Annotated in this window: 23 protein-coding genes and 1 pseudogene; 20 read left to right on the plus strand and 4 right to left on the minus strand. The window is 61.7% G+C overall.

Annotation, left to right across the window (positions count from 1 at the left end):
• Positions 1-43: 43 nt before the first annotated feature.
• The 5 genes from rpoS to IE093_RS06515 all read left to right on the plus strand — a co-directional run bounded on the left by rpoS (position 44) and on the right by IE093_RS06515 (position 5,119).
• Positions 44-1,021, plus strand: a complete 978-nt coding sequence (gene rpoS, locus IE093_RS06495; protein ID WP_189467363.1) for an RNA polymerase sigma factor RpoS — start codon at positions 44-46, stop codon at positions 1,019-1,021.
• A 150-nt stretch (positions 1,022-1,171) separates the two neighbouring features.
• Positions 1,172-2,638, plus strand: coding sequence for a TolC family outer membrane protein (locus tag IE093_RS06500; protein ID WP_189467365.1), 1,467 nt, complete (start codon positions 1,172-1,174; stop codon positions 2,636-2,638).
• Positions 2,639-2,778: 140 nt separating this feature from the next.
• Positions 2,779-3,915 (plus strand): alanine racemase, encoded by a 1,137-nt coding sequence (alr, locus tag IE093_RS06505; protein WP_189467367.1) that lies wholly within the window; start codon positions 2,779-2,781, stop codon positions 3,913-3,915.
• A gap of 38 nt (positions 3,916-3,953) precedes the next feature.
• Complete coding sequence (gene lpxL, locus IE093_RS06510; protein ID WP_189467369.1) at positions 3,954-4,868, plus strand: LpxL/LpxP family Kdo(2)-lipid IV(A) lauroyl/palmitoleoyl acyltransferase; 915 nt, start codon at positions 3,954-3,956, stop codon at positions 4,866-4,868.
• A 95-nt stretch (positions 4,869-4,963) separates the two neighbouring features.
• Positions 4,964-5,119: a DUF1328 domain-containing protein gene (locus IE093_RS06515; RefSeq protein WP_189467371.1), complete on the plus strand. Its 156-nt coding sequence runs from the start codon at positions 4,964-4,966 to the stop codon at positions 5,117-5,119.
• Between the two features lie 135 nt (positions 5,120-5,254).
• Here the strand turns inward: IE093_RS06515 and ettA are convergent, their stop codons facing one another.
• Positions 5,255-6,916, minus strand: coding sequence for an energy-dependent translational throttle protein EttA (gene ettA / locus IE093_RS06520; protein WP_189467372.1), 1,662 nt, complete (start codon positions 6,914-6,916; stop codon positions 5,255-5,257).
• Positions 6,917-7,053: 137 nt separating this feature from the next.
• Positions 7,054-7,269: a PA3496 family putative envelope integrity protein gene (locus IE093_RS06525; RefSeq protein ID WP_189467374.1), complete on the minus strand. Its 216-nt coding sequence runs from the start codon at positions 7,267-7,269 to the stop codon at positions 7,054-7,056.
• Between the two features lie 269 nt (positions 7,270-7,538).
• On the opposite strand from IE093_RS06525, the gene IE093_RS06530 reads away from it, so the two are divergent.
• Together IE093_RS06530 and IE093_RS06535 are read left to right on the plus strand one after the other, a co-directional pair.
• A complete protein-coding gene (locus IE093_RS06530) occupies positions 7,539-7,808 on the plus strand; it encodes an Rdx family protein (protein ID WP_189467376.1) in 270 nt (89 codons plus the stop codon).
• 242 nt (positions 7,809-8,050) lie between these two features.
• On the plus strand, positions 8,051-9,343 hold the full coding sequence (locus tag IE093_RS06535; protein ID WP_189467384.1) for an amidohydrolase family protein: 1,293 nt from the start codon (positions 8,051-8,053) through the stop codon (positions 9,341-9,343).
• Between the two features lie 18 nt (positions 9,344-9,361).
• Here the strand turns inward: IE093_RS06535 and IE093_RS06540 are convergent, their stop codons facing one another.
• The gene (locus tag IE093_RS06540) at positions 9,362-10,057 is read right to left on the minus strand and encodes an arylesterase (protein WP_189467386.1); all 696 of its coding nucleotides are present in this window, start codon (positions 10,055-10,057) and stop codon (positions 9,362-9,364) included.
• On the opposite strand from IE093_RS06540, the gene IE093_RS06545 reads away from it, so the two are divergent.
• From IE093_RS06545 to IE093_RS06580, 8 genes are all read left to right on the plus strand, one after another.
• Positions 10,056-10,772 (plus strand): ABC transporter ATP-binding protein, encoded by a 717-nt coding sequence (locus IE093_RS06545; protein ID WP_189467388.1) that lies wholly within the window; start codon positions 10,056-10,058, stop codon positions 10,770-10,772. The genes IE093_RS06540 and IE093_RS06545 overlap by 2 nt on opposite strands.
• A gap of 62 nt (positions 10,773-10,834) precedes the next feature.
• On the plus strand, positions 10,835-13,399 hold the full coding sequence (locus IE093_RS06550; RefSeq protein WP_189467545.1) for an ABC transporter permease: 2,565 nt from the start codon (positions 10,835-10,837) through the stop codon (positions 13,397-13,399).
• Positions 13,400-13,475: 76 nt separating this feature from the next.
• On the plus strand, positions 13,476-14,888 hold the full coding sequence (locus tag IE093_RS06555) for a hypothetical protein (protein ID WP_189467390.1): 1,413 nt from the start codon (positions 13,476-13,478) through the stop codon (positions 14,886-14,888).
• A gap of 136 nt (positions 14,889-15,024) precedes the next feature.
• Positions 15,025-16,290: a serine hydroxymethyltransferase gene (glyA, locus tag IE093_RS06560; protein WP_189467392.1), complete on the plus strand. Its 1,266-nt coding sequence runs from the start codon at positions 15,025-15,027 to the stop codon at positions 16,288-16,290.
• Positions 16,291-16,468: 178 nt separating this feature from the next.
• Positions 16,469-17,257, plus strand: coding sequence for a FadR/GntR family transcriptional regulator (locus IE093_RS06565; RefSeq protein ID WP_189467394.1), 789 nt, complete (start codon positions 16,469-16,471; stop codon positions 17,255-17,257).
• 69 nt (positions 17,258-17,326) lie between these two features.
• Positions 17,327-18,361: a TRAP transporter substrate-binding protein gene (locus IE093_RS06570; protein ID WP_189467396.1), complete on the plus strand. Its 1,035-nt coding sequence runs from the start codon at positions 17,327-17,329 to the stop codon at positions 18,359-18,361.
• Positions 18,362-18,440: 79 nt separating this feature from the next.
• Positions 18,441-19,052 (plus strand): TRAP transporter small permease subunit, encoded by a 612-nt coding sequence (locus tag IE093_RS06575; protein ID WP_189467398.1) that lies wholly within the window; start codon positions 18,441-18,443, stop codon positions 19,050-19,052.
• Positions 19,052-20,353 carry a TRAP transporter large permease gene (locus tag IE093_RS06580; RefSeq protein WP_189467400.1) on the plus strand — a complete coding sequence of 434 codons (1,302 nt, stop codon included), beginning with the start codon at positions 19,052-19,054 and terminating at the stop codon, positions 20,351-20,353. The genes IE093_RS06575 and IE093_RS06580 overlap by 1 nt, the downstream gene beginning before the upstream one ends.
• A gap of 96 nt (positions 20,354-20,449) precedes the next feature.
• Here the strand turns inward: IE093_RS06580 and IE093_RS06585 are convergent, their stop codons facing one another.
• Positions 20,450-20,953 carry a gluconokinase gene (locus tag IE093_RS06585; RefSeq protein WP_189467401.1) on the minus strand — a complete coding sequence of 168 codons (504 nt, stop codon included), beginning with the start codon at positions 20,951-20,953 and terminating at the stop codon, positions 20,450-20,452.
• Positions 20,954-21,255: 302 nt separating this feature from the next.
• Between IE093_RS06585 and IE093_RS06590 the strand changes: the two genes are divergently transcribed.
• The 5 genes and pseudogenes from IE093_RS06590 (at position 21,256) to ribD (ending at position 25,416) form a co-directional block, all read left to right on the plus strand.
• Positions 21,256-22,104, plus strand: a complete 849-nt coding sequence (locus tag IE093_RS06590) for an HAD-IIB family hydrolase (RefSeq protein WP_189467403.1) — start codon at positions 21,256-21,258, stop codon at positions 22,102-22,104.
• Between the two features lie 69 nt (positions 22,105-22,173).
• Positions 22,174-22,629: pseudogene (locus IE093_RS06595) on the plus strand (glycosyl transferase); the annotation flags it as partial.
• Positions 22,630-22,722: 93 nt separating this feature from the next.
• Positions 22,723-23,598, plus strand: coding sequence for an MBL fold metallo-hydrolase (locus IE093_RS06600; protein ID WP_189467405.1), 876 nt, complete (start codon positions 22,723-22,725; stop codon positions 23,596-23,598).
• A gap of 199 nt (positions 23,599-23,797) precedes the next feature.
• Positions 23,798-24,277 carry a transcriptional regulator NrdR gene (nrdR, locus tag IE093_RS06605; RefSeq protein WP_189467408.1) on the plus strand — a complete coding sequence of 160 codons (480 nt, stop codon included), beginning with the start codon at positions 23,798-23,800 and terminating at the stop codon, positions 24,275-24,277.
• A gap of 5 nt (positions 24,278-24,282) precedes the next feature.
• The gene (gene ribD / locus IE093_RS06610) at positions 24,283-25,416 is read left to right on the plus strand and encodes a bifunctional diaminohydroxyphosphoribosylaminopyrimidine deaminase/5-amino-6-(5-phosphoribosylamino)uracil reductase RibD (RefSeq protein ID WP_189467410.1); all 1,134 of its coding nucleotides are present in this window, start codon (positions 24,283-24,285) and stop codon (positions 25,414-25,416) included.
• Positions 25,417-25,518: the final 102 nt, after the last annotated feature.

Genomic DNA, 25,518 nt, shown 5'->3' on the forward strand with positions numbered 1-25,518 from the left:
TGGCGGTCGTGTTTCTGGGTAGCACTGAACGGGGTAGCGACACATGAGTATGCTCGAACGGGATCTTCAGGATGTTGACCTCGAGGCCATCGAGGAGGAGCTGGATGTTGACGAAGAAGACGACGCCAGCGCCAAGGATGACCAGGAATTCGAGAAGGCGCTGAGCCGTGAAGAGAATCAGTATCATCACAGCCTGGACGCCACGCAGATCTACTTGAATGAGATCGGTTTTTCTCCGTTACTGACACCCGAGGAGGAAGTGCATTACGGTCGCCTCGCCCAACAGGGCGATCCGGCTGGTCGATCGCGGATGATCGAGTCCAATCTGCGTCTGGTGGTCAAGATCGCGCGGCGCTATCTCAACCGGGGGCTGTCACTGCTCGATCTGATCGAGGAGGGCAATCTGGGCCTGATTCGTGCGGTCGAGAAGTTCGACCCCGAGCGCGGCTTCCGCTTCTCGACCTATGCGACCTGGTGGATTCGCCAGACCATCGAGCGTGCCTTGATGAACCAGACACGTACCATCCGCTTGCCTATCCATGTAGTCAAGGAGCTCAACATCTATCTGCGCGCGGCGCGCGAGCTGACCCAGAGGCTCGATCACGAGGCCACGCCAGAGGAAATCGCCGAATTCCTCGACAAGCCGGTGACCACGGTCAAGAAGATGATGGGGCTCAACGAGCGCGTCTCCTCGGTGGATTATCCGATGGGTGGCGAAAGCGACAAGCCGCTGATCGAAACCCTGGCCGACGACAATGACGTAGGCCCTGAGTCGTCGCTGGTGGATGTCGACGTCAAGCAACATGTCAACGACTGGCTGGCCGAACTCACTGACAAGCAGATGGAAGTCGTGGTGCGTCGCTTCGGTTTGCGAGGCCACGAGGCTGCCACCCTGGAAGAAGTCGGCGAAGAGATCGGCCTGACTCGTGAACGGGTCAGGCAGATTCAGGTCGAGGCCTTGAAGAAACTGCGCCGGGTGCTCGAGAAGCAGGGATTGTCCCTGGATGCCATATTCGAGTGATGGTCCTTCGGTTCTCTTCATCCGCGTGACCTTGGCGCCCCTCGAGTCTCTCTCGGGGCGGCGATCTTGGAGTGTTCGGCAGTGTGCGTGCTCCTTGCACGAAAAGCTGGCACATTGAAAGCGTCTCGGTCCCCTGCGGAAGGAAGGCTCATGTCGGCCGCTAACTCCTCGCCTTGCATTTCGCGCCTGTTCCTCTTCCTGCTGATGGTAATGTTGCCGATCGGCTCCGCGCATGCCGCCGATCTGTGGACGATTACCCGCGATGCCCTGAATAACGATGCCACTCTGGCGTCAACGCGGGCTGGCGTGAGTGGCGCGGAAGCTGGTCGTGATGCCCAGCAGGGTGCACTGCGGCCCCAAGTCAGTGCATCAGCTAGCGCCTCGCACAACCGCATCTATAGCAGCCAGGAAAATGGCTTTCGCGGTGGTCAAGGCGATTTCATCGGTGATTTCGTCTCGAGTACCGAGGATAAGGTCAATCGAGCCGATGTCGCAGTGGATGCCTCCCAGGCACTGTTCGATGCTGGCAATCGAGCGCAGCTCGAGCGTGCCGAGCGTCAGTTCGGTCAGCAGACCTTGTCGCTCGAAGCGACGCGGCAACAACTGCTGTTCGATGTTGCCGAGGCTTATTTCGAGATCTTGCGAGCCTACGATATTCTCACCGCCCGCCAAGCACAGGAAGCGGCCATCGCCCGACAACTGGAGCAGGCTCGCGAGCGCTTTGAGGTCGGGCTGGTGGCGATCACCGAGGTTCATGAAGCCCAAGCCTCGTTTGACCTGGCGCGTTCACAGCGTATTGCGGCCGAGGGAGCCATGCAGGTCAACTTCGAAGCACTGGAACGCCTGACGGGACGTCGTTACGTTACTATCGACAGCCTGTCCGACGAATTGCCGATCGAGGTACCACAACCCACCAGTCGCGATGCCTGGGTCGAGCTGGCGCTGGACAACAGCCCTACATTGATGGCCGCACAAGCCGGGGTAGAAGTGGCACGCAGCGATGTCGATGTATCGCGGGCTGATCGCCTGCCTTTGGTGGAGGCCTTCGCCAACTACCAGTACGCCGATAGTGACAGTGATTTCGCATCGGGCCATGACTCGACGAGTCAGGTCGGGGTGCGAGCCGAGATGTTGCTGTATACCGGAGGGACGACCAGTGCGCGGATCCGTCAGAGCACCTTCGACCTCGAGGCCAGTCAGTACGATTTCGAGGCCCAGCGTCGGGAAACCGTCCAGCAGGTACGTTCGCTCTACACCCAGACCAGCAACACCGTGGAAACCGTCGAGGCGCGACGTCAGGCGATCGTTTCCAACCGTAGCGCGCTCGAGGCGACTCGCTTTGGACATGAAGTTGGCACGCGCAATATCGTCGATGTCCTCAATGCCGAACAGAACTTTTTCACGGCGATTGCCGATCATGCCGAAGCGCGTTACGACTATGTGCTGGCATTGCTCAATCTGCGTCAACAGGCGGGGCTGCTCGATACCGAGGTGGTTCGTTCGATCAACGAGTGGCTGCGTGCCGACCAACCGGTATCGCTGGAGTTGCCCGACGCCGCCGGTGGAAGCGACGACAGGATGACCAATATCGGGGCGCGCCCGCAAATGCCTGAATGATTCGGCTGCTTTTTTCTTGTTATTCGGTTTAATATTTTGATATTTGGTTATAATTTGGGTGTTTCATCGGTGAAATCGACGAAAAAATGACAAATAATCATGCCCGATCGTCATCGTCGTTTCACTTCAGGAGAACCCCCATGGCCCGGCCGTTGATCGCCGATATCGACCTCGATGCCCTGCGACACAACTACTGTCTGGCTCGTGACCTGGCGCCACACAGCCGCGCCCTGGCCGTGCTCAAGGCCAATGCCTATGGGCACGGCGCCGTGCCGTGTGCGCAAGCCCTGAGCGATCTGGCGCCCGCCTTCGCCGTGGCCAGTCTCGAGGAAGCGTGTGTGCTGCGCGAAGCCGGTATCGAGACGCCTATCGTGCTTCTGGAAGGCATTTTCGAGGCACGGGAGCTGGAAGTCGTCGATGCCATGGGGTTGTGGACCGTGGTGCATAGCGACTGGCAGCTCGAGGCCCATCTGGCCTATCGGCCGCAGCGGCCGATCCCGACCTGGGTCAAGGTCGATTCCGGCATGCATCGTCTGGGGTTCGATCCGCATCGGGCCGAGCAAGTCTGGGAACGGTTGGCCGCCGCTCCCGATCGCGTCACCGATCTGCATCTGATGAGTCATTTCGCTACCGCCGATGCTCTGGACCCCAGCTACTTTCGCCATCAGCTTGCCGTGATGGATGAGTTGGCGGAACGGCTGAAGGCCCCTACTTGCCTGGCCAACTCTCCGGCGACCCTGGCCTGGCCACAAGCCCACGGTGCCTGGAACCGCCCCGGAGTGATGCTGTATGGCAGCAACCCGCTCGAAGGTGCTGACAATGTCAGCCGAGGTCTGGAACCAGTGATGACGCTGCGTTCGGAGCTCATTGCCGTACGCGATCTGGCGGCCGGCGAGCCGGTAGGCTATGCAGGTCGCTGGAAGGCGCCACGTCCCTCGCGGATCGGGGTCGTCGCTTGCGGTTACGGCGATGGCTACGACCGTCACGCGGTGGATGGTACTCCAGTGCTGGTCAACGGCCAGCGCACCACGATCGCCGGCAAGGTCTCCATGGACATGCTCACCGTGGACCTGACCGATATCCCCGACGCCAGGATCGGCAGTTCAGTGGTATTGTGGGGTCGCGCTGAGAGTGGTGAATGCCTGTCGGTGGACGAGGTGGCACGTCACTGCGATACCATTAGCTATACCTTGTTGACCGGGGTACTGCCGCGTGTGCCGAGACGTTATCATGGTGGTCCGGCGGGAGTGGCCCGCCACGCCAACGTCCACGACTGAACAGGAGAGGACCCTCGAAACGGGGGTCGACCCCGTGCATGGCCAAGTCCCGTTATCCCGAATCTTTCGCCCACCCGCGTTATTGGCCGACCTGGCTGACCATCGGATCGATGCGTATCGTCGCCTGGCTACCTTGGCGGGTGAAGCTCGCACTCGGCAAGGCGCTGGGTCTGTTGGCCTGGCGGCTGGCCAAGCGCCGTCGGCATATCACCGATACCAACCTGCGCCTGTGCTTTCCCGAAAAGAGCGAGGAAGAGCGCCGTGCACTGGTGCGCGAAACCTTCATCGCCAACGGCCTTGGGGTCGTCGAAACTGCGACCGGCTGGTGCCGTGACCCCGAGCACCTACGCCACCGGGTAACCTTCAAGGGACAGGAGCACATGGCCCGGGTCCAGGCCGAGGGCAAGGGAGCGCTGATCATCGGCGTGCACTTTTCCACGCTGGATCTGGGCGGTGCGCTGCATTCGCTGTTCTTTCCCGCCGACGTGGTCTATCGGCCCCACGACAATCCCCTGTTCGAGCGCTTCATGACCCGTGCGCGCAATCGCATCTTCGGTACCTCCATCGATCGTCACGATCTGCGCGGCGTGGTGAGGCGCATCAAGTCCGGTCACCATGTTTGGTATTCGCCGGACCAGGATTTCGGCCGTGGTGCCAGCGTGTTCGCGCCTTTCTTCGGTGTGGAGGCGGCCACGATCAAACTTACCGCCAAGATTGCCCGCATGACGGGAGCTCCGGTCATGCCGCTCATGTTCCACCGCAATCCCGACAATCGCACCTATACCCTGGAATACTTGCCGCCCCTGCGCGATTTTCCCAGTGGCGATGAAGTGGCGGATGCCGCGCGTATCAACGCCTTCATCGAGAGCGCCATTCGCAAGCATCCCGAGCAGTACCTGTGGTTGCACCGGCGTTTCAAGACACGCCCGAAAGGGGAGGTCCGCGTCTACTGAGGATGAATGCAGGGAGTTACCCTCGGTAACTTGACCCTTTGTTCAGGGCTGTCGAGTCTGAATGAGGGTGGCAATCTTGGAAAGGAGGCCTCCTCATGCTCGGCAATGCCCTCCTGTTCCTGCTCGTCGCCGTTATCGCCGCTGTCGTGGGCTTCAGTGGTATCGCGGGAGTGGCCACGGTCATCGCCCAGGGGCTATGCGTGCTGTTTCTCATCCTGTTCGTCGTGTCGCTGATTCGCGGCAGACGTTGATAGACACAAGAAAGTCTCGTCTCGAATATGAACTGACCCCCAACAACTGGGGGTCAGTTCACGCCTGCTACATGAGGAGAGCGAGCACCGCATAACGCAGTGATTGAGTCGCGCGGCCATGTATTCAGTACTTCCTCATGCGTCGATGCGCTTGTACTTCATGCGGTGCGGCGTGTCATCACCGACCCGCTTGCGGTGATCTTCCTCGTACTCGGTATAGTTGCCTTCGAAGAACACTACCTTGGATTCACCCTCGAAACCGAGGATATGGGTAGCGATCCGGTCGAGGAACCAGCGGTCGTGGGAGATCACCAGAGCGCAGCCGGGGAAGGCCAGCAGGGCCTCCTCCAAGGCTCGCAGGGTTTCGACATCCAGGTCGTTGGACGGCTCGTCGAGCAGCAGCACGTTGGCGCCCTGCTTGAGCGTCTGGGCCAGCTGCAGTCGGCCACGCTCGCCACCGGAGAGCTCCGACAGGCGTTTCTGCTGATCGTTGCCCTTGAAGTTGAAACGGCCCACGTAGGCACGTGACGATACCTCGTAGCCGTTGATGTTGAGAATATCCTGGCCGTCGGATACGGCCTCCCAGACGGTCTGCTTGTTGTCGAGCGCGTCGCGGAGCTGCTCGACATAGGCGATATCGACGCTGTCGCCTATCACCACCTCGCCGCCGTCCGGCTGCTCCTTGCCCGTGATCAGCTTGAACAGGGTCGATTTACCTGCGCCATTACCGCCCACCAGGCCGACGATACCCCCCTTGGGCACGCTGAAGGAGAGGTCTTCGTAGAGCAACTGGCCGTCGAAGCCCTTGCTGACGCCGTGGAATTCGATGACCTTGTCGCCCAGGCGCGGACCAGGCGGGATATAGATCTCGTTGGTCTCGTTGCGCTTCTGGAAGTCGCTGGACTGCATTTCCTCGAAGCGGTTGAGGCGCGCCTTGCTCTTGGCCTGACGCCCCTTGGCGTTGCTGCGCACCCATTCCAGCTCCTGCTTGATGGCCTTCTGGCGTGAGGCTTCCTGCTTGGATTCCTGCTCCAGGCGCTTCTCCTTGGCCTCCAGCCACTGGGAGTAGTTGCCCTCGAAGGGAATGCCCTGACCGCGGTCGAGCTCGAGGATCCAGCCGGCCACGTTGTCGAGGAAGTAGCGGTCGTGGGTAATGGCCACAACCGTACCGGGGTAGTCGTGCAGGAAGCGTTCGAGCCAAGCCACCGATTCGGCATCCAGGTGGTTGGTCGGCTCGTCGAGCAGCAGCATGTCGGGGTTGGACAGCAACAGGCGACATAGTGCCACACGGCGGCGCTCGCCCCCGGAGAGATTGCCGACTTGGGCGTCCCACGGCGGCAGACGCAGAGCATCGGCAGCGACATCGAGCTTGCGCTCGAGGTTATGGGCGTCGGCAGCCTCGATCAGGTTTTCCAGGCGTGCCTGCTCGGTGGCCAGGGCATCGAAGTCGGCGTCCGGTTCGGCATAGGCGGCATAGACGGCGTCGAGTTTTTCCTGAGCCTCCTTGATGTGGATCAGGGCTTCTTCGACGGTATCGCGGACGTTCTTGGCATCATCGAGCTGCGGCTCCTGGGGCAGGTAGCCGACGTTGATGCCCGGCATGGGGCGGGCTTCGCCTTCGTATTCGGTATCCACTCCCGCCATGATGCGCAGCAGGGTCGACTTTCCCGCCCCGTTGAGACCCAGCACGCCGATCTTGGCGCCCGGAAAGAAGGACAGCGAAATGTCCTTGAGAATCTGCTTCTTGGGGGGCACGACCTTGCCCACCCGGTTCATGGTGTAGACGTATTGCGCCATGGACATCCACTTGGGTTAGGGGTTTCAGTGGCCACCGATGATAGTGGCCGTTACCTCGAAAGGCCAGTACCCCATTGGCCTTGGCCAAACGACAATGGGCGCCCGCGCGCCCATCACGATGTCGTCCCAAGGGGAAATTATTCTTCGCCGTCGTCTTCCAACTCCAGCAGCCAATCATCCTCGATGGCACGCCTCAGGCGGCGTTCCTCGAGCAGGGCTTCGACCCGACGCCGCGCGCGCAGGGTATCGGCCCGACTGCTGGGGCGTGAACGGGTATAGTGTTCGTCGTTGACGGCGTCGAAGAAGTCCTGCTCGTCGTCGAGGGAGTCGTTGACAAGTTGTTCTCGGCTCATGCGATGTCCTCCCATGACCCTGATGCTGACATTACACCCTGTAAAACGGGTACTTGCACCTAGGTGGGCAATACCCGAAGGGCGCCAACAGGCACCGGGCGGCACCTGCGGCCCTTATAGCCTCAGTTTAGAGAAAGGGCAAGAGGGCAGGGCAAAAAATCAGGACCGCCCCTGTCGATTCCTCCGGCGTTCGCTTCATTCCCCTGCGCGGGTCACTATGATGGATGTGTCTTGTTATCATGCCCTCAATCTCTTGACGGAAACGACATATGGCACGAATTCGCATCCATTATTGCACGCAATGCCAGTGGCTTCTGCGTGCCGGCTGGTACGCCCAGGAATTGCTCTCGACCTTCGGCGAGTCGCTAGAGGAGGTGGCATTGGTGCCGTCCCATGGTGGCTATTTCGAGATCTTCTACGACGATGTCTCGTTATGGGAGCGCAAGCGCGACGGCGGCTTCCCGGATATCAAGACCCTCAAGCAGCGTGTTCGCGACCGGCTCGACCCCGAGCGTGATCTTGGTCATATTGATCGATAATCTGACTTCGAGCTTCGAGCTTCGAGCTTCGAGCTTCGAGCTTCGAGCGTCGAGCGTCGAGCGTCGAGCGTCGAGCCTGGGTTTCGAAAACACCGGTTTGTGCGATGCATATAAAGCCAGCTGCCATCCTCGTCCTGTTGCCGCTCCTTGTTGTCGCCGTACCCGCACGAAGCGCGGAATCCGTCTTTCTGACCGGTGCAACGGTTTACGACGGCACCGGCACAGCGGCACTGGAGAATGCCGTGATCGAAGTCAAGGGCGAGCAGATCGCGTGCATCGGTGGTGAGGCCACCTGCCCCGTAACCGCGGGGGCGGAGACGGTCGATGTCAGCGACCGGTTCATCACGCCGGGGCTTGTGGATGCGCATGTCCACTTCTCGCAGACCGGCTGGTTGGATGGCCGCCCCGATAGCCGGATCGGCCACGACTTCTACGACTATGAAGCCCTGCAGCAGGCCCTGAGCGCAACCCCGGATCGTTGGTATCGCGCCTACCTCTGTTCGGGCGTCACCGCCGTTTACGACGTGGGCGGCTTTCCGTGGACACTGGAGCTCGAAGATCACGCCGCGGATCATCCGGAGCGTCCACACGTTCGGCCCGCCGGTCCATTGATCACACACTTCGAACCGGTGTTCCCCATCTTCCAGGTGTTGGACACCGGCCTGTTCTTGCCGATGCGTACCGATGAGGAGGCCCGCGCCAGTGTGCGAGAGCTCGCGGGAATGGGCGCACGAGCCATCAAGGTGTGGTATCTCGACCCACCGCAGGACGAAACAGAAGCGCTAGACAAACGTCTGCTGCTGATTGGGCGGGAAGCTCGGGCACAGGGCGTCCCGCTTGTGGTGCATGCCACGCAACTTCGCGGGGCGAAGGTCGCGGTGCGGGCTGGAGCGCACATGCTGGCGCACAGTGTCAGGGACCGCCATGTGGACGAGGAATTTCTCCGCCTGGCTCGTCAAGTGGGAACCTACTACGTGCCCACGCTAATCGTCTTCCAGAACTGGACGCGGGCGATAGCCAGCGTCGCCATCGGCAAACCGCCCTCCCTCGATGACCCCAATGATTGTATTGACGCCGAAACGCGCCGCGTGGTCCAGGATGCAGCTCGACTTCATGCGACACTCCCTGACAAGCTGCGCTACCTCGCCCGCGTGATCAGCAGGCGGGTGAATGAAGCCCGGCAAAGCGCAATCATGGAGGAGAACCTCCGGCGTGTGTACGAGGCCGGTATCCCTATCGCCACGGGTACCGATGCGGGCAACCCGCTCACGTTTCACGGTCCCTCGATCTACCGTGAGATGGAGGCGATGGAGCGGGCTGGAATCCCGGCGGCAGAGGTGCTGGTGATGTCGACGCGCCATGGGGCAGCGGCCATGGAGCGGCTTGACGACTTCGGGACGCTGGAGGCGGGCAAGCTGGCTGATCTCATCGTGCTCAGGGAGGATCCGGGGGAATCAACGCACGCGTTCCGGAGCATCACTCACGTGATGCGCGGCGGGACCCTGCATGAGATCACGCGGTTTGCCGCCGAGTAAGGCTTGGCTCTCAGGCGGTCAGTCCTGATCGCTGAGCGACAGGTCGGCACGCGATTCCAGCAGCGCTTCGAGTTCTGGCCAGATATTGTCGAGGATACGTGGTTGGGCATCGGCAGTGGGGTGGATGCCGTCGCCCTGCATCAGCGACTGGTCCAGGGCGATATCCTCAAGGAGGAACGGGACCAATGGCACATCGTAGCGGTCGGCAAGCTCGGTGTAGACGTTGCGAAACGCCTCGCGGTAGGCATTGCCGTAGTTGGGGGGGATATCGATGCCCAGCAGCATGACTGCGGCGCCGGTCGCCTGACTAGCCTTGATCATCTCGGCCAGGTTGGCTTGCATCTGACGTGGCGGCAGACCGCGCAGGCCGTCGTTGCCGCCGAGTTCCAATAGCACCAACTCGGGTTCATGCTGTCGTAACAGGTCGGGCAAACGCGATACACCGCCCGAAGTGGTTTCGCCACTGATACTGGCGTTGATCACCTGGGCCTCGTCACCCAGGCGTTCGGCCAGCAGTTGCACCCAGCCTCGGTCCCGCTCGATGCCATAAGCGGCGCTCAGGCTGTCGCCCATCACCAGTAGAGTGGGGCGCGCGTCGGCCAGCAAGGGGGCCGGCACTACGCACAACCAGACCAGACATGCCAGCCACAGCCGGGCAGCCGCACGCTGTGAATCCAGTGGACCACGCAGGAAAACAGGGAATTCTCGTACCATGTTCGATTCCTCTCGCCCCGATTCGACTCCGATTCTACATGCTCGGGCCTTATGCAAGCAGGTAACCAGTGGCGAACGATGTCTGACCATTCTGAGTGACTTGGAACTCACGGTGTCTCCGGGCGAGACATTGGCGATCCTTGGTGCCAGCGGTGCCGGAAAATCGACGTTGCTGGGCTTGCTGGCTGGGCTGGACTTGCCGACCAGCGGTGAAATGAGCTTGTTCGGAGAATCGTTGACCACGCTCGACGAGGATGGCCGGGCCCGGTTGCGGGCAGGTCGAGTGGGGTTCGTGTTCCAGAACTTCCAGTTGTTGCCGACCCTGACAGCACTGGAGAACGTGCTGTTGCCTCTGGAATTGGCGCCGCTGGCCGATAGCGAAGCTCGCGGCCGCGACTGGCTGGCGCGGGTTGGCCTCGGCGAACGCCTGGACCATCTGCCCAAGCAACTCTCCGGCGGCGAGCAGCAACGTGTTGCCTTGGCACGTGCCTTCGTCACCGGCCCTGAACTGGTGTTTGCCGATGAACCCACCGGAAACCTTGACCAAGGTACCGGCAAGAAGATCATCGATCTGCTGTTCGAACTCAACCACGAGGCTGGTACCACCCTGGTGCTGGTGACCCACGATCACGCCCTGGCGCGGCGCTGCGATCGTTGCCTGCGCCTGGAAGATGGCTACCTCGTCGCCATGCAGTACGACGAGGTGGAAGCATGAGTAACACCACGCGTCTCGACGACGGCCGGCAAGCCGCGCCGCTGTCGGTACCCGGTCACGTCATGCGCTGGCTGCTCCTCTCCTGGCGGGGCTTGCATCGAGACTTTCGCGCCGCCGATGTGCGGGCTCTGTTCGTGGCCCTGGCCTTGGCGGTCGCCGCGGCGACCATGATCGGTTTCTTCCTCGACCGTCTGGAGCGTGGTCTGGAGCGCCAGGCCGGCCAGTTGCTGGGTGGCGACCTGGTGCTCGAGCAGTCGCGGCCCTTCGACGCTAACCTCAAACGCGAACTGCGTGAGGCCGGGCTGACCATCAGCAACCAGGTTGACATGGTGTCGATGGTCAGTCGCGAAGGTGCCTTCCAGCCGGCCAGCCTCAAGGTGGTCGACGAGCGCTACCCACTCTACGGCGCGGTGCATGTCGATCGAGGAGAGGGTGTCGAACTGGTGGCCAGCGGGCCGGCACCCGGCGAGGCATGGCTTGCGCCGCGTCTGGCGCAACTCATCGAAGTGTCGTTGGGCGATGACATTCAGGTTGGTGAGACCTCGCTGACCGTGAGCGGCTTGATAGAGCGTGAACCCGACCAGTCGGCTGGCTTTTCCAGTTTCAACCCGCGACTGATGATGAACCTGACCGATCTCGATGCGACCAATCTGGTACAACCTGGGTCACGCGTCGAGTTCGAATTGCTTGCCGCCGGCTCGCCTGAAGCCGTGGCCAGTCTGGAGCGGCGACTCGACCAATTGCGGCGCGACGGGGTCGAGGTGCGCGACGTGCGGGTCGATCGTCCGGCGCTAGGGCGCTCGCTGGAGCGGGCGGAAAAGTACCTGGGCCTGGCGGGGCTGGCGGCGGTGCTGCTGGCTGGAGTAGCAGTGGCCATGGCCACGCGACGTTATGTGGATCGTCACCTGGATACCGCGGCGCTACTGCGCTGTTTCGGAGCGTCCCAGGCCCAACTGACTCGCTTGTTCGCCCTGCAGTTGCTATGGCTGGCGCTTGCCGCTTCGTTGCTGGGCGCATTATTGGGTCTGGTTGGCCAGGCCGGGTTGCTGGCACTGCTGACGCGTTATCTGCCATTGGAGCTGCCGCCTCCCGGCCTGTTACCGTTGTGGTTGGGAATACTGACGGCCCTGGCGGTATTGGTGGGCTTTGCTGGTCCTACACTGTTGCGGCTCAAGCGCGTCAGCGCACTCAAGGTGTTGCGCCGCGAGCTCGACCCCATGCCAGCGTCGGCCTGGCTGGTGGTTGGCGTGGCCAGTCTGGCCTTTGGTGCTCTGCTGTGGCTCTATTCCGGCGATGCCTGGCTTTCCTTCGGCCTGTTGGCGGGTGGGCTGATCATGCTAGTGGCGCTGTGGGCCACAGGGTGGCTGCTGCTGGGGGCGATATTGCGCCTGGCATCTCGGGTGTCGCTATCAAGAGGGGAAAATGGGCATGAGCTGCGTCAGGCGATCCGCCTGGGAGCCCGGCAACTGGCACGCCGGCGTCGCTCAAGCCTGGGGCAGATGCTCGCCTTTGCCGTGACCTTCGCCGCCATGGCGATGATCGCCCTGGTACGCGGGGATCTGCTCACCACTTGGCAGGCCCAGCTCCCTGAGGATACGCCCAACTACTTCGCCATCAATATCCAGCCCAGCGAGCGCGAGGCATTCATCGACTCCCTCGAAGAGGCCGTCGACGACCGCACCGCACTCTATCCCATGGTGCGCGGGCGTATCACCGCCATCAACGACCAGTCACCGCAAGAGGCGGTCCCGGTCGATGCGCGAGGCGACCACTCGTTGCGTCGCGAACTCAACCTGACGTGGCGCGAAACCCTGCCCGAAGGCAATCGTATCGTGTCGGGCCGCTGGTTCGATGCTATGGAGGCGACGGTAGGCTGGTATGGCGAGGTGGATACCCAGGCGTCACCACGGGTGCCGATTTCCGTCGAGGATGGCTTCGCCGACCGCCTGGGGCTGGCGCTGGGCGATACCCTCACCTTTGCTATCGGTGGTGAGGACATCACTGGCGAGATTACCAGTCTACGCGACCTGGACTGGGACAGCTTTCGTCCCAATTTCTTCGTGATATTTCCGCCCGAGGTGCTGGAACGTTTCGGGCACAGCTATATCACCGCCTTCCACCTCCCGAGAGGGCATGGCGATACCCTGCGCCATCTGGTCGAGAACTTCCCTGGCGTGTCGTTGCTCAACGTCGAGGCGATCCTCGCCCAGGTACGCGAACTGCTGACCCACGTCACGCGAGCGGTGGAGTTCGTGCTCGCCTTTGTATTGCTGGCCGGAGTCAGCGTGCTGTATGCCGCGCTGACCGCCAGCCGACCCATGCGTGCCCACGAGAGCGGTCTGCTACGGGTGTTCGGTGCTGGAGATCGGTTGATTTCCCGGGTCCAGGGCGCCGAGTTCGCGGTGCTGGGCTTCACCAGTGGACTGATGGGAGCGTTGCTCGCCGAGTTGGCTGCTGCAGGAATCTATGTCACTTGGCTGGACCTCGCACCACGCATCCACTGGGGAGTTTGGTTGATACTGCCGCTGGTCGGAGCCCTGCTGATCGGCCTGATCGGCCATGCCTTGTCGCGAGGTGTTCGCCGGCAGGCCCCGGTGGCCAGCCTGGGATTGCTGGGAGAGGCTTGATGGGCCATATGCGGGTAGACTTGGCGATTGGTGTCCATCGCAACGCCATCTACATCACACACAACGGAGGTGAACCATGAAATCCATCGGTCCTTGGCCGGCGGCGGGCCTGGCATTGAGCCTGACCCTGATGCCGGCTGGCTCGACGCTGGCCAGTCCCGAACGACTGGAAGCCGATCTGCGCGCCATGTTCGGCGACACGGGGATGCTCGAGATTGGCGATGTCTCCTCGCCGACGTTTTCATTGGGCAGTCGCGTGGTTGCCGAGGCGCTGGTCTACGAGAGTGATCAGGGCGAGCGGGTATTGATCGATCGTTACACCGTGCGTGGCGACTACGATGCTCCCGATGCCGTAGTGATCGATGGCCTGAGCGTCGAAGACAGCCAAACCGGCCTGACATTGATCAGTGCCAAGAAGTTGCTCCTCGAAGAACCGTCGCATGCGGTCTTTCCAATGGATGGCTCATCATCGGATGTCGAGTGGCATATTCAGGAGCTGGCCATCGACGACCTGACCTTCGATCTCGCTTCGGAACTCGCCGAGGGGCTGTTCGGGGATGCGCCGTGGGCCGGTGGCAGCGGACACCTGGACATCGCCCGCATCGAAGGGCGGGACCTTGCGAAGGGGCATATCGGTCTGTTCGAAGCGAAGGATCTTTCCGGTGAAGGCCGGAACCTCGGTGAACTGGGCTCCGGCTCGTTCCGACTAGCCTTGTTTCGTATGGAAAATGTTCGCGATCTCGACGTCGAGGGAGAGACCCGCGGCGATGAATTGTTGCTGTCCGACATGGTCTTCGACACCGACCGACTGACGGGAGCCTTCGAGCGTTTGCGGTTGGACGGCAACATGGACGATGGCCAAGGCGGCTTATGGCTGGATGCTCTGAGCATGGATCTCGACCGGATGATCGCCCAGGCCCCCGCCGATCAGCGCACTCAGATGCGCATGGTCAGCAATGTGCTGACCGATGGTACCGGCGAACTCAATCTGGATGCTGCCTTCGAAGGTCGTTGGACGGCGGACGATGGCAAGGGCACGCTTCTTGCCAAGGGCATGATCGACGTAGCCGATGCCTTGCGAGTGGGGATGGACATGGATCTCCCGGTCGCCGTACCCGAGGGCGCCGATGCGTCGACCTATCTGGCCAATTCCGATAATTTCGAGGATCTGACCTTGTTGGGTGGCAATATCGTCTTGCGGCTCGAGGATCTGGGAATGTTCGGCCGCATCGCTCCGATCGGTGCCGCCATGAGCGGTGTCAGCGAGCAGCAGTACCTCGAACAGGCGCGGACCCAGGCCAAGGGCTTCGGCATGATGCTGGGCAAGGAGGCGCAAGAGATTCTGGTGGCGCTGGTCGGCATGCTCGAAGGCGACGTCAGCAAGCTGACGGTGTCGACCACCTTACCTGCCGAGAGCAGTCTCGCTACCTATCGCGAGGATCCGTTGGGGGTGACGGAGCGCGCGAAGATCCGCGTCGAGAGCCGATAGTACGTCTGCTTAAGTCTAGCTAAACCCAAAGTGAGAAATTATAGGGCAGAGCATGACCCCCTTTCATGTGAAAGGGGTCGGGGGCTGCGCTATCATAGTGACTTCGATTTTCCCGTAATTTCGAGGACCCTCGACGATGTTCAGCCGTGACATGCAGATTGCCGGTTTCGATGATGCCCTGTTGGATGCGATGCAGAAAGAAGTCGCTCGTCAGGAAGCGCACATCGAACTGATCGCCTCCGAGAACTATGCCAGCCCGCGGGTGATGCAAGCCCAAGGGACGCAGTTGACCAACAAGTACGCGGAAGGCTATCCCAGCAAGCGCTATTATGGCGGTTGCGAGTACGTCGACATCGTCGAGCAGTTGGCCATCGATTATGCCAAGGAACTGTTCGACGCAAGCTATGCCAACGTCCAGCCGCACTCCGGCTCCCAGGCCAACAGTGCCGTGTTCCAGGCACTGGTCAAGCCGGGCGACACCGTACTGGGCATGAGCCTGGATGCCGGCGGCCACCTGACCCATGGTGCCAAGCCCAACTTCTCCGGCAAGCATTACAACGCCGTGCAGTACGGCATCGACGAGAACGGCCGCATCGATTACGACGAAGTGGCAAGACTTGCCCGTGAGCACCAGCCGAAGATGATCATCGCCGGCTTCTCGGCTTACTCCCAGATCATCGACTGGGCCAAGTTCCGCGAGATCGCCGACGAGGTGGGCGCTTACTTGCTGGTCGACATGGCGCATATCGCCGGCCTGGTTGCCGCCGGTCTCTACCCGAGTCCGATGCCGCATGCCCATGTGGTCACCACCACCACCCACAAGACCCTGCGCGGTCCGCGTGGCGGCCTGATCCTCTCCAGCGAGGGCGACGCCGAGATCGAGAAGAAGCTCCAGTCCGCCGTCTTCCCCGGTCAGCAGGGCGGTCCCTTGATGCATGTCATCGCCGCCAAGGCGGTGTGCTTCAAGGAAGCCATGGCGTCTGAGTTCAAGAGCTACCAGCAGCAGGTGGTGAAGAACGCCCAGACCATGGCCGGCGTGTTCATCGAGCGTGGCTACGATGTGGTCTCCGGCGGCACCGAGGATCACTTGTTCCTGCTGTCGCTGATCAAGCAGGGTTTGACCGGCAAGGACGCGGATGCCGCCCTGGGGCGCGCCCATATCACCGTCAACAAGAATGCTGTGCCCGGCGATCCACAGAGCCCGTTCGTGACCTCCGGTCTGCGTATCGGCACGCCGGCGGTGACCACGCGCGGTTTCGGCGAGACCGAATGCCGTGAGTTGGCCGGCTGGATCTGCGATATCCTCGACGCGATGGTCAAGGGCGACTCAACCGCGGCCGAGGCTGACGTCAAGGCTAAGGTCGAGGCAGTCTGCGCCCGTTTCCCGGTCTATCGCGACTGATCGCTACCCGCAATCGGATCTCACCAACGAGCGCCTCGGCATAAGCCGGGGCGCTTTTTCATTTCCGGCATTGGTAATGCCCATCTTTGACTAACGTCTAAAGGCGCTATGTCTTTTTTTATTCGATCCTATGTCGGACATAGGTCGAGCATAGTCCTACACGATAGCCGGAGCTGGCATGAGCCGAGCCACATCTTCCCCGAATAGTCGCGCATCGCGTCCCGATATCGCCGAGCAACTCGCCGAAGCGATCTTCAGCGGTGCATACGCGCCGGGGGAGTTCGTACCCAAGGAGCTGGACCTCTGCGAGCAGTACGGCGTCAGTCGCAGTACGGTGCGCAGTGCCCTGCAGACGCTAGTAGCGGCAGGTATGGTGAAGCGTATCTCGGGGCAGGGCAGCAGAGTGCGTGAATTGGCCGAATGGCACTTGCTCGATCCTCGGGTCAGTGACTGGATGGCGCGTTTCGCCCAGCCCAACCCGCGCATTCGTCGCGAGATTTTCGCCTTTCGCGTTGCCGTGGAGCCTTTCGTGGCACGTCTGGCGGCCGAGAACGCCACAGCGGCGGACCTGATGGAGATCGAAACCGCCTATCACGGCATGATCCATGCGCTCGATAACCCCGATCACCAATATCAGGGCATTAGCCACGACGACCATGACGTGGCCTTTCATGAAGCGATCTTTGCTGCGACCCATAACCTGCTGTGGTCGCAGATCAGCCATGTGCTCAAGCCGGCGATCGCGCTGCTGGTGGAAACCTCCAATCACAGCGCCGATGAACTCAACGACAGCATGGAACGCCACCGTCTCCTGATGGAGGCGATACGCCTGCGTCAGCCCGAAAAGGCCGAAGCTGCTGCCTTGTCGGTTCTCGATCGCACCGGTCTCGACCTGGGGCTGGAGGGGCTAAGCAGCCGTCTTCCCACCCTGCGCCTGCCAGGCGTGGGGCGTCTCGAGCCATCGTGAATGGCTCTTGTTCCAATGGCGCCACAGGTGCCGACAACGACAACCTGAAAGCAAGCGAGAAGGGGCATCATGACCACTACCACGTCACTCAAGGGTTTCGCGCTCAAGACGCTAGCCACCGCAGTACTCGGCTCCCTGGCCTTCGGGGCGCAGGCCGCGGAATACGAATGGACCTTCCAGACTTCGGAGACTTCCGGCGAGCCGCAGTTCGAGATGAAGAAAGCGTGGGCCGAGAACGTCAACCGGATGTCGGCTGGCCGGATCGAAATCGAGATCCTGCCGGTCAATGCCGTGGTCCAGGCCAACCAGACACTCGATGCGGTCGAGGCCGGCATCCTGCAGGGTCACCTGACCGATCCCAGTTACTTCTCGGGTCGCGATCCCGCCTTCGGCATGCTGGGTAACCTGGTGGGGGCCTGGGGCGATCCGCTGGAGTTCCTCGAATACATGAACCATGGCGGTGGCGAGGAGCTCTACAACGAGCTGGTAAACCCCTATGGCGTGCATCTGATCGGCGCTGCGGCGACTGGCCTGGAGTCGTTCCCCTCCAAGCGGCCGATTCGCGCCGTGGATGACCTCGAAGGCCTCAAGGTCCGTGCTCCGGAAGGCATGGTCTACAACATCTTCGAGAAGGCGGGGGCGGCACCGGTCAACTTGCCTGGCTCCGAAGTCTATACCTCGCTGGAGAAGGGTGTGATCGACGCTGCCGATTACACGGTATTCTCCACCAACCATAGCCAGGGGCTGCACAGCTTCGCCAACTATCCGAATTATCCCGGTTTCCACTCGCTGCCAATGGTCTCGGTATCGCTGAACAAGGATATCTGGGACGGCCTGCCCGAGGACCTCAAGGCAATCCTGGAGACTTCGGTGGACCGGCTCGCCTATGAAATGGTCTTCGAACTCAAGAAATTGGATCTCGAAGCCGTGGCCGAGGCACGTAATGATCCGGACATCGAGCTGATCGACATGCCCGCCGAGGAGCGCGTCAAGTTCCGCAATATCGCCAAGGAAGAGTGGGCCGCATGGGCCGAGCGTAGCGAGATGAACCAGAAGATCTACGACTCGGTGGTCGAGTTCCTGCAGGCTCGCAACCTGATGTAAGCCGAACACCCTTCATTCACCACCATCCGATCGGCTGATTACCCGAGGCAGTGTCTCGGGTAATCAGCGGAGACATGCCATGTCACAGCAATCTTCCGACCCTCGCGCCCTGCCCGATGCCGACGCGCTGGAGCAGGCCGAGGCACTCCCTCCCGAGCGCAACGCCCTCGACCGCCTGGTGGCGCGCGGCGCCCGCGGCGCCGCCTGGCTGATCCTGCTGGCCATGGCCATCAGCGTGGTCGAGGTGGGCCTGCGCTACGGCTTCAACAACCCCACCTCCTGGGTCCACGAGAGCGTGGTGTTTCTGGTCGCCGTGAGTTTCGCCCTGGGCGGCCCGGCGGCGATGGCCAAGAACGCCCACATCCGCGTCAAGGTGCTCTACGACGGCGCCGGGCCTCGCTTCAAGGGCTGGCTGGACCGCTTCAACGACCTGGTGACGCTGGGCTTCTGCCTGACCATGAGCTACGCCGCCTTCCACATGTTCTGGCGCGCCTCGCACAACCCGCTCGGCGCCTGGCAGTTGGAGCGCTCTGGGACCTCCTGGAACCCGCCCTTCCCGGCGCTGGTCAAGGGCGTGATCCTGTTCGCCCTGGCGCTGATGACGCTGCAGGCGGCGCTGCACCTGCTGCAGTCGCTGCGCGCCCGGCCGGCGCCGCAGGCCACGGCCGCCCCGGCCAAGGAGGTGCGCTGATGGCGATCGGAACCGCGACCCTGCTGATGGTCGGGGCGATCTTCGCCCTGCTGGTCACTGGCCTGCCGCTGGCCTTCATCACCGGCCTGGTGGCGATGGTCTTCACCTTCGGCTGGTTCGGCGAGAGCGCGCTGCCGCTGGTCACCAGCCGCGTCTACGGCTTCATCACCGAGTACTCGCTGGTGGCGGTGCCGATGTTCGTGCTGATGGCCTCGCTGCTCGATCGCTCGGGGATCGCCCGCGACCTGTTCAACGCCATGCGCGTGTTCGCCGGGCGCCTACCCGGAGGCGTGGCGGTACAGACCATCGTGGTGGCGTTCTTCCTCGCCGCGCTGTCGGGGATCATTGGCGGCGAGATCGTGCTGCTGGGTATCCTGGCGCTGCCGCAGATGCTGCGCCTGGGCTATGACAAGCGGCTGTCGATCGGCGTGGTGTGTGCCGGCGGGGCGCTGGGCACCATGATGCCGCCATCGATCGTGCTGATCATCTACGGACTGATCGCCAGCGTGTCGATCGCCGAGCTGTTCACCGCAGCGGTGACCCCGGCGGTTATCCTGATGGGCTCGTACATCGCCTACGTGCTGGTGCGCTGCTTGAAGAACCCGGCGATGGGCCCGCCGCTCTCCGAGGACACCCAGGACAACCCCTTCACCAGCAAGCTCGACGCGGTCAAGGCCATCCTGCTGCCGGGCATGATCGCCTTCCTGGTGCTGGGCACCATCTACGGCGGCATCGCCTCGGTGACCGAGGCGGCGGCGATGGGCGTGTTCGGGGTGATCCTAGCGATCGTGGTGCGCGGCGAGTTCAGCGTGGGCATGCTGCACCACAGCCTGGGCCAGACGCTCAACACCTGCGGCATGATCATCTGGATCGGCATCGGCGCGGCAGCGCTGGTCGGGGTCTACAACCTGATGGGCGGCAACCGCTTCGTGTCGGGCATGATCCTGGGGCTGGAGGTGGCGCCGATCGTGATCATCCTGGTGATGATGGCGATCATGCTGGTGCTGGGGTTGTTCCTCGACTGGATCGGGATCGCCATGCTGGCCCTGCCGATCTTCCTGCCGATCGTCACCCAGTTGGGCTTCGACCCGATCTGGTTCGGCATCCTGTTCGCGGTGAACATGCAGGTGTCGTTCCTGTCGCCGCCGTTCGGGCCGGCCGCCTTCTACCTGAAGAGCGTAGCGCCGCCGGAGATCAGCCTGAAGGACATCTACGTCTCGGTGCTGCCGTTCATGCTGATTCAGTTGTGCGTGCTGGCGGCGCTGCTGATGTGGCCGCAACTGGCAATCTGGCCATTGTGACGGGAGTATGCTTTTTCGCTTTCGATGTTCGAAAAAACCGCCGGCGTTGTCCGGCGGTTTTTTTTATGTTCTGAGCACGTTCAGTATCGCATCCGGTTACAGCGTTTCCAGGAACCGATCAACGATCTCCTTGGGTGAAAGACGGACGTCGATAATGGTGGCTTCGTCACAGTTGGGTGGTTGAAGATCACTCAGTTGGCTGTCGAGCATATGGTCACCATGAAAGAAATGACCTCGACGATTTCTCAGTCGATCCAACAACACATCACGGTCGCCATGGAGGTAGAGGATATTCAGCTTTTGTGCGCCACTTCTCAATACATCTCGGTAGCGATGCTTGAGAGCGGAGCAGCCAATGACCACTGTCTTTCCTTGTCTTTCATAGTCGCGATAGAAGCCGGCGAGGGTCTGTAACCAATCCTCTCTGTCACTATCATTGAGCGGCTCCCCACGTGACATCTTGGCGATACTGGTGGCGCTATGATGATCATCGGCATCGATGAAATCGGCATGTAGCCGTTCAGCAATGAGCCGGCCTATATGGGACTTCCCTGAACCGGAAACGCCCATTACCAGAATGGATTTCGGCCTGATATTCATTGTGTGTTTACCTGGATATGGCGTTGGTAAAGTGTGGTTTATTATAACGAATACCCATGGGAAGAAACCAGGAAAAGGCATGAAAGTTCGTGCTTCCGCTGCTTGGTTTTTCTTTTATTCAATGGTGAACTAATGTGGTGCATTGTGAACAGCGCTGGTACGGCAATGCCCTGTCATGGTGCTTTCCGAGCAGGAAGGCCAGTACTCCGGCCAGGCTCGGCGGTGCTTGGCGCCAGAATGCTGTAGGTTGGCACGCCACGTGCTAGGTTCATCAATAGCACGCAAGTCACTCAGGTGTAGCCATGGCACTATCGTCTTCTCCCCCCAAGGTGGTGTTCACCGATCTCGACGGTTCCCTGCTCGATCACGATACCTATGGTTGGCAGCCCGCCTCCGCCTGGCTGACACGTCTGAAACGTGCTGGAGTGCCGGTGATCCCCGTCACCAGCAAGACCCGCGCCGAGCTGCTGTCGCTGCGCCTCGAACTAGGGCTTGGCAACAGCCCCTTCATCGCCGAGAACGGCGCCGTGATCGGCTTGCCGCCAGCTTGGCAGCACGCCCGTCTCGACCGCAATCTGGACGACCCCGCAAGGCTGTGCATCAAGACCCCCAGCCTGGATGTCGGCTTTATCCGCCGGCGTCTGGAAGTGCTTCGTCAGCGGCTAGGATTGGCGTTTCGTAGCATGGGAGAGATGACCCTGGACGAAATCATGGCGCATACCGGCTTGTCCGAGCCGCAAGCGCGGCAGGCTCGGGTCCGTGAGGGGAGTGAGCCGTTGCTTTGGCAGGATTCCGAGGAAGCCCTCGAGCATTTCGCCCAGGCGCTGGACAATGACGGCCTGCGGCTGACTCGTGGCGGGCGTTTTCTGCATGTGATGGGACGGGTGGACAAGGGCGATGCCATGCACTGGCTGGTCGAACGCTTTGTGGCGTTGCGCGGGATCCGGCCATTGACTCTGGGACTTGGTGATGGGCCCAACGACGTGCCGCTGCTGGAATCCGTCGACCTGGCGGTATTGATCCGCGGTCGCCACGGCCAGCCGGTCGATGTCGATGCCAAGCGGCTCTACCGGACCCGCGAATATGGCCCCTTGGGCTGGGCCGAAGGACTGGAATACTGGTGGGGCGATGAGATCCCCGACGACTCTTAGGGCTTGTCCGAGGAGGAGCCGGTATGAGCGACTTCTATCAGAACGGCATCATTACCAATTCCACATCCTCGCAACTACTCCACCAAACGGCTGTGCCAAGTGGATATCGCCGATATCTATGACCACAAGCACCAGCCGGTCTCTGAGGGCGATCCCGGCGCCGGCCTCAATCGCATGAGCCTGGATATCGCCAAGGCCTTGTATCGCAAACTGGCAACGCTAGGGGTGCAAATCAATGCCGAGAGCTTCCGCACCATCAAGGCGACTTATTATCGCATCGCGCTGGACTTGATCGAGGCCTACGACAACGATGCCGTGATGAATGGCCTGAAACTCGACCGCCACAGCGAGGAACAGGCGGTGGAACTGTTCGCCGCCAACATCATGGAAGCGGGGGCGGTTTTCCTCGACAACCCCCGCGACAAAGCCTTCATTCCTAGCTGGAATCGTGTGCAGGCGGCGATTCCCGATTTGCTCGAACGTATGCACGCCGCAGTGGAGCTGGATAACAAGGGCAAGGTGTAGTCCTGGCCCTCGGTCAAGTCGCTTTCGTGCGATCCGGTAGTATGCTGAAGAGACATACTCATGTGTTCGCGCGAGGGAGTACGGAGGCGTTCCATGACCGATCCTATCGTTACCTCTTTCTTCGACGAGTCGACCAACACCTTCAGTTATGTGGTGCGGGACCCTGCGAGCCGTGCCTGTGCCATCGTGGATTCGGTGCTGGACTTCGACTATGCCGCCGGGCGGACCGGTGTGCACTCCGCTGGCGCCATCGTCGACTTCATCGAGCGCGAGGGGCTGGCAGTGGAGTGGATCCTTGAGACTCATGTTCACGCCGATCACCTGTCAGCCGCGCCTTATCTGTATGACAAGCTGGGCGGCAAGACCGGCATCGGCGCCAGGATCACCGAGGTCCAGGAAATCTTCGGCAAAGTGTTCAATACCGGCACCGAGTTCGCCCGCGATGGCAGTCAGTTCGACAGGCTGTTCGAGGAAGGCGATACCTTCTCCATTGGCACCTTGAATGGGCGGGTATTGCACACCCCGGGCCACACGCCGGCCTGTCTGACCTATGTGATCGGCGATGTCGCCTTCATCGGCGATACCCTGTTCATGCCCGATTACGGCACGGCGCGCTGCGACTTCCCCGGTGGCGACGCTCGCACAATGTATCGCTCGATCCAAAGGGTGCTGTCCTTGCCGCCCAAAACCCGCTTGTTCCTATGCCACGACTACAAGACGCCGGGACGCGAGGAGTACCAATATGAGACCAGCGTTGCCGAACAGCGTGCCCATAACGTGCATGTGCACGAGGGGGTCAGCGAGGACGAGTTCGTCAGGATGCGTACCGCGCGAGATGCCAGTCTGGGCATGCCGAAACTGATCATCCCCTCGGTGCAGGTCAACATGCGTGCCGGTCATATGCCACCGCCCGAGGACAATGGCCAGATCTATCTCAAGATTCCTCTCAACCTGTTGGGACAGGAGTGAACGACGTGGGCGGGACGGTGAGTGGGAGTTAAGAAGGAGAGACGTCCTTCAGCTTTGTACTAGCTTATCGACGGGGTTTCCCCTGTTCTTGCAGAAGCCGTGCCAGTCCCGCGTAATGGGCTGATGTCGCTGGGCGGGATCAGGGCAAACCGTTACAATACAACGACAAACAATGCTTTACTACGCTGGAAGCTAGCCGATGCACTGTCCCTTCTGCGGTACGCACGATACCAAGGTCACCGATTCGCGACTGGTGGCCGATGGCGACCAGGTGCGGCGTCGCCGCCAATGCGCTGGCTGTGGCGAGCGTTTTACCACCTATGAAACCGCTGAACTGGTCATGCCGCGAGTGGTCAAGGCCGATGGCTCCCGCGAGGTTTTCGACGAATCCAAACTGCGTGCGGGTATGCTGCGGGCGTTGGAAAAACGCCCGGTCAGTGCCGAGTCGATCGAGGCGGCCGTGGAGCGCATGCGTCAGCGGCTTCGCGCCAAGGGCGAACGCGAGATCGAATCCCGTGAGGTTGGCGAGGAAGTGATGCGGGCTCTGAAGCGTCTCGATCAGGTGGCCTACATTCGCTTCGCTTCGGTCTATCGGCGCTTCCAGGACATCGACGAATTTCGCGCCGAGATCGACCGGCTCGCCCAGGAGCCGCACTTTCCCCCCAATGACGACCAATGATCTCCATGTCCAAGTTGACGCCTGAATTCTGGATGGCCCGTGCGTTGACCCTGGCACGCCGTGGGCTCTACACCACCGATCCCAATCCCAGGGTCGGGTGCGTATTGGTCAAGAATCGTCGCCTGGTCGGCGAGGGTTTTCATGCTCGGGCTGGCGAACCGCATGCCGAGATCCATGCCTTGAATGATGCCGGTGGCGCCGCCAAGGGGGCGACGGCCTACGTGACCCTGGAACCCTGTGCTCACCAGGGACGCACTGGCCCTTGCGCCCAGGCGTTGATCGATGCCGGTGTGAAGCGGGTGGTCGCAGCCATGCAGGACCCCAATCCCCAAGTGGGAGGACGCGGTTTCGCCATGTTGCGCGAAGCCGGGGTCGAGGTGGAATGCGGCCTGCTCGAAGCCGAGGCGCGGGCGCTCAACCCTGGCTTCATCTCCCGTATGAGCCGCACGCGACCCTATGTGCGGCTAAAGATGGCCACCAGCCTGGACGGCCGCACCGCCATGCGCTCGGGTGAGTCGCAATGGATCACTGGGCCGGCGGCACGCACCGAAGTCCAGCGTCTGCGGGCGCGATCCAGCGCGGTGATCAGTGGTGTCGAGTCGATCATCCTGGACAACTCGCGGCTGACCGTGCGTGCCGAGCAGTTGCACCTGGACGCCGCCGAGGCCATCGCTGGTCGCCAGCCCTTGAGAGTGGTGGTCGACTCACGCCTGCGCCTGCCGCTTGCGGCCGCCTGCCTGCGCGAGCCGGGCCGCACCCTGGTGGCGACCTGTAGCCAGGATGGCGAGCGTCGCAGGCGTTTGGAGGATGCCGGAGCCGAGATCCTGACTCTACCGCCCGGCTATGATGGCCGGGTCGACCTCGAAGCGCTGCTGACCCATCTCGCCAAGGAGGAGAGCGCCAACGAAGTACTGCTGGAAACCGGTGCGACCCTGGCGGGGGCGATGCTGGATGCCGGTTTGGTCGACGAGATCCAACTATTCATGGCACCGACGCTGCTGGGCGGTGAGGCTCGACCACTGTTCGTCCTGCCGGGCATGGAGCGCATGGCTCAGCAGCGGGCCTTGGAAATCGAGGACATTCGAGCCGTGGGGCGCGATTGGCGTATCATCGCACGGCCGCTTGCGAACAGCACCTGACACCGTCCAAGGTGCTCACTACTGGCGCCCGAAGCCGCGCCAAGGTGCTCACTACTGGCGCCCGAGGCCGCGCCAAGGTACCCTGAGCGCCGACTAAGGTAG

The sequence above is a fragment of the Litchfieldella qijiaojingensis genome (assembly GCF_014651875.1).
Taxonomy (GTDB): domain Bacteria; phylum Pseudomonadota; class Gammaproteobacteria; order Pseudomonadales; family Halomonadaceae; genus Litchfieldella; species Litchfieldella qijiaojingensis.

Coding starts and splice junctions, on each gene's coding strand:
- IE093_RS06585 (WP_189467401.1), bottom strand. CDS start 20,953: ATGAATATCAGGCCGAAATCCATTCTGGTAATGGGCGTTTCCGGTTCA.
- IE093_RS06540 (WP_189467386.1), bottom strand. CDS start 10,057: ATGGTACGAGAATTCCCTGTTTTCCTGCGTGGTCCACTGGATTCACAG.
- IE093_RS06570 (WP_189467396.1), top strand. CDS start 17,327: ATGACCACTACCACGTCACTCAAGGGTTTCGCGCTCAAGACGCTAGCC.
- alr (WP_189467367.1), top strand. CDS start 2,779: ATGGCCCGGCCGTTGATCGCCGATATCGACCTCGATGCCCTGCGACAC.
- IE093_RS06565 (WP_189467394.1), top strand. CDS start 16,469: ATGAGCCGAGCCACATCTTCCCCGAATAGTCGCGCATCGCGTCCCGAT.
- IE093_RS06525 (WP_189467374.1), bottom strand. CDS start 7,269: ATGAGCCGAGAACAACTTGTCAACGACTCCCTCGACGACGAGCAGGAC.
- ribD (WP_189467410.1), top strand. CDS start 24,283: ATGTCCAAGTTGACGCCTGAATTCTGGATGGCCCGTGCGTTGACCCTG.
- glyA (WP_189467392.1), top strand. CDS start 15,025: ATGTTCAGCCGTGACATGCAGATTGCCGGTTTCGATGATGCCCTGTTG.
- IE093_RS06580 (WP_189467400.1), top strand. CDS start 19,052: ATGGCGATCGGAACCGCGACCCTGCTGATGGTCGGGGCGATCTTCGCC.
- IE093_RS06550 (WP_189467545.1), top strand. CDS start 10,835: ATGCGCTGGCTGCTCCTCTCCTGGCGGGGCTTGCATCGAGACTTTCGC.
- IE093_RS06590 (WP_189467403.1), top strand. CDS start 21,256: ATGGCACTATCGTCTTCTCCCCCCAAGGTGGTGTTCACCGATCTCGAC.
- nrdR (WP_189467408.1), top strand. CDS start 23,798: ATGCACTGTCCCTTCTGCGGTACGCACGATACCAAGGTCACCGATTCG.
- IE093_RS06555 (WP_189467390.1), top strand. CDS start 13,476: ATGAAATCCATCGGTCCTTGGCCGGCGGCGGGCCTGGCATTGAGCCTG.
- IE093_RS06515 (WP_189467371.1), top strand. CDS start 4,964: ATGCTCGGCAATGCCCTCCTGTTCCTGCTCGTCGCCGTTATCGCCGCT.
- IE093_RS06600 (WP_189467405.1), top strand. CDS start 22,723: ATGACCGATCCTATCGTTACCTCTTTCTTCGACGAGTCGACCAACACC.
- IE093_RS06575 (WP_189467398.1), top strand. CDS start 18,441: ATGTCACAGCAATCTTCCGACCCTCGCGCCCTGCCCGATGCCGACGCG.
- IE093_RS06530 (WP_189467376.1), top strand. CDS start 7,539: ATGGCACGAATTCGCATCCATTATTGCACGCAATGCCAGTGGCTTCTG.
- IE093_RS06500 (WP_189467365.1), top strand. CDS start 1,172: ATGTCGGCCGCTAACTCCTCGCCTTGCATTTCGCGCCTGTTCCTCTTC.
- lpxL (WP_189467369.1), top strand. CDS start 3,954: ATGGCCAAGTCCCGTTATCCCGAATCTTTCGCCCACCCGCGTTATTGG.
- rpoS (WP_189467363.1), top strand. CDS start 44: ATGAGTATGCTCGAACGGGATCTTCAGGATGTTGACCTCGAGGCCATC.
- IE093_RS06545 (WP_189467388.1), top strand. CDS start 10,056: ATGTTCGATTCCTCTCGCCCCGATTCGACTCCGATTCTACATGCTCGG.
- ettA (WP_189467372.1), bottom strand. CDS start 6,916: ATGGCGCAATACGTCTACACCATGAACCGGGTGGGCAAGGTCGTGCCC.